The organism is Methylobacterium symbioticum, assembly GCF_902141845.1.
In the GTDB taxonomy this organism is placed as follows: Bacteria; Pseudomonadota; Alphaproteobacteria; order Rhizobiales; family Beijerinckiaceae; genus Methylobacterium; species Methylobacterium symbioticum.
In genome coordinates this window covers 1-2,699 of record NZ_CABFPH010000212.1, presented here as the reverse complement: position 1 = coordinate 2,699, position 2,699 = coordinate 1, and the positions used below count along the sequence as shown (strand labels likewise).

At 75.0% G+C, this 2,699-nt stretch carries 3 protein-coding genes; all 3 read right to left on the bottom strand.

The window, feature by feature from the left end; genetic code table 11:
* Positions 1–449 (bottom strand): DUF5682 family protein (locus MET9862_RS28810; protein ID WP_244612958.1); only part of this gene is annotated, 449 nt, incomplete at its 3' end.
* Between the two features lie 12 nt (positions 450–461).
* Entirely contained in the window at positions 462–1,562 is a 1,101-nt protein-coding gene (locus MET9862_RS28805) for an ATP-binding protein (protein WP_142586291.1), read from the bottom strand.
* Positions 1,559–2,699: DUF5691 domain-containing protein (locus tag MET9862_RS29775; protein ID WP_185157053.1), on the bottom strand; the 1,141-nt coding region annotated here is incomplete at its 5' end. The genes MET9862_RS29775 and MET9862_RS28805, both read right to left, overlap by 4 nt.

The following is a 2,699-nucleotide window of genomic DNA, read 5'->3' as shown; positions in this document are numbered from 1 at the left end:
CGGCCCTCGGGCGCATCCCGAGGAGCCCCCTGAACTGCATCCACGGGGGCGGTCCCGGCCGCCGCGGCGGCGGGCTCCGCATCGATCGGCGCGGCGCCCTCCGCGGCGGCGCCGGGCGGCCCGAACCCGTCGGCGAGCTGGACCGCGTGCGGCAGGTCGATGAAGCGCACGGGGACGCCTGCGGCCAGCGCCCCCTGCAGCGCCACCCATTCGGGCGAGAAGGCCGCATAGGGGAAGAAGGCGCAGTCGCGCGGCCGGTCCGGCCGGTAGACGAGGAGCGCCACGGGCGGCACCATGCCCGCCCCGGCCGCGAGCGGGATCAGCGCCTCGGCATCCGGCGGCCCCTCGATCAGCAGGCAGTCGGGCCGGAATGCGTCGAGGGCCGCGCGCAGGGAGCGGGCCGAGCCCGGCCCGTGGTGGCGGATGCCGAAAAGGCGGATCTCGGGCATCGGGGCGCCCCGTCAGGCGGTCTCGCGGGCGGCCCTGTAGAGATCCTTCCAGTCCGATCGCTCCTTGACCACGGTCTCGAGATATTCCCGCCAGACGATGGCGTCCTGGACGGGATCCTTCACCACCGCACCGCTGATCCCGGAGACGAGGTCGTGCGCCGAGAGCCGGCCGTCGCCGAAATGCGCGGCCAGCGCGAGGCCGCTGCCGACGACGCTGATCGCCTCGGCGGTCGAGAGCGTGCCGGAGGGCTGCTTGACCTTGCTCTTGCCGTCCGCCGTCACGCCCTCCCGCAACTCGCGGAAGATCGTGACGACGCGGCGGATCTGGTCGGCGCCCGGGGGCTCGGCCGGGATCTCGAAGGCGCGGCCGAGGGCGGCGACCCGGCTCTCGACGATGGCGATCTCGGCCTCGATGGTGGCGGGCGGCGGCAGCACCACGGTGTTGAAGCGGCGCTTGAGCGCGCTCGACAACTCGTTGACGCCCCGGTCGCGGTTGTTGGCCGTGGCGATCAGGTTGAAGCCCTTCTGGGCCGGCACCTCCGCGTTCAGCTCCGGGATCGGCAGCGTCTTCTCGGAGAGGATGGTGATGAAGCTGTCCTGCGTCTCCGAGGGGATGCGGGTCAGCTCCTCGACGCGGGCGATGCGGCCCTCGTCCATGGCCCGCATCACGGGCGAGCCGACCACCGCCTCGCGGCTCGGGCCCTTGGCCAGCAGCAGCGCGTAGTTCCAGCCGTAGCGGATCGCCTCCTCGCTGGTGCCGGCGGTGCCCTGCACGATGAGCCGCGAAGTGCCGCAGATCGCCGCCGCGAGGTGCTCGCTGACCCAGCTCTTGGCGGTGCCGGGCACGCCGAGCAGCAGGAGCGCCCGGTCGGTGGCGAGCGTCGCCACCGCGATCTCCATGAGCCGCCGGTCGCCGATATATTTCGGGCTGATCTCGAGGCCGGAGGGCAGGCGCCCGCCCATCAGGTAGGTGACCACCGCCTGCGGCGACATCTGCCAGTTCGGCGGCCGGGGCCTGTCATCGGCGGTGCGGAGTGCCGCGATCTCCTCGGCGAAGGCGTCCTCGGCGGCCTGACGCAGCTGCGCGGCCTTGCTCCCGTTCGTCGACGTCATCCTCGGGCGCTCTCCCCTGCGGTGAATGGCGAGCCGAACTCGCGCCGCATGGCGGCGCGCAGCTCCAGGGTCTCTGCGAGGCGGGCGAGCTGGCCACGCAGGCGCTCGTCCGCATCCTCGGGCAGGCGGGTGAGGATGGCTGCGGCGGCCGCGGCGGCGTCCTCGTCCGGGAGGGCGCGCTCGGCGAAGCGGTCGATCAGCCAGGTCTTGGCCAGCGCGTCGCGCTCGGCGCGGGAGCCGCGGGTCACGGCGGCGAGCCAGTCGAGATGGGCGGCTGTGAAACGCGCGGAGAAGGCGGCCGGCCCGTGACCAAGATGGGCGAGGACGGTTTCGGCCTCGCCCGCCCGGAAGGCGTCCTCGACCAGCCCCTCCCATTCCGCCTGGGGCAGGAGCGCCGCGGCGCGGGCCCACAGCGCGCGCAGCGGATTCGTGCGCCGGATCCCGGAGAGGCGGCCGGCATAGGCCTCGCCGAGCACGCCGGCCAGGGCGCGGGCCCAGTCGGCATCGCGCTCGCGGCGGATGGCGGCGAGCAGGCCCTCGAGGATGGGATCGGCCCACTCGCTGCGCAGGGCCAGCTCGATCCAGAGCCGCGGCGGATGCGCGGCCAAGGCGTGGAGGGGGCTTGCGCCCAGGATGTCCTGCAGGAGCCTGGCGCGGGTGCCCCCGCCCGGCCGCGCAGAGGCCTGCGGCTCGACCCCGTCGCGGGCGAGCGTCGGCGATTCCTCCGGCAGCGTCACGGTGAGCGTGTGCGCGGTCCCGCCCAGGAGCTTGCGCTTGCTCGTGACGGCGAGCGCCGCCGTCGCCCGCACCGCCATGCGGGAGGCGAGGAGCGAACGGGTCAGGCAGGGCAGCAGGCGCTGCGCGGCGGCGCGCACGCCGGCGCTGCGATCGTCGAGGCAGGTTTCGAGGAAGGGGGCGTCCGCCTCCGACAGGCCGACCTCCAGGGCGGAGACGAGGCTCTGGCGTATCTCCGCCTTCTCGGCCCGGAATCCCGCCTCCAGCGCGGCGCGCGCGGCCGTGGGGTCCCGCCTCCGGAAGGCCGCGAAGGCCGCGCGCCGCTCGGCCGGCGTGCCCTCCGTCCAATCCGCGGGGCCGGGCCCGTCCGCCTCGGCGGGGCCGTCGCCGCAGGCCCGGTCG

Coding starts and splice junctions, on each gene's coding strand:
- MET9862_RS28805 (WP_142586291.1), bottom strand. CDS start 1,562: ATGACGTCGACGAACGGGAGCAAGGCCGCGCAGCTGCGTCAGGCCGCC.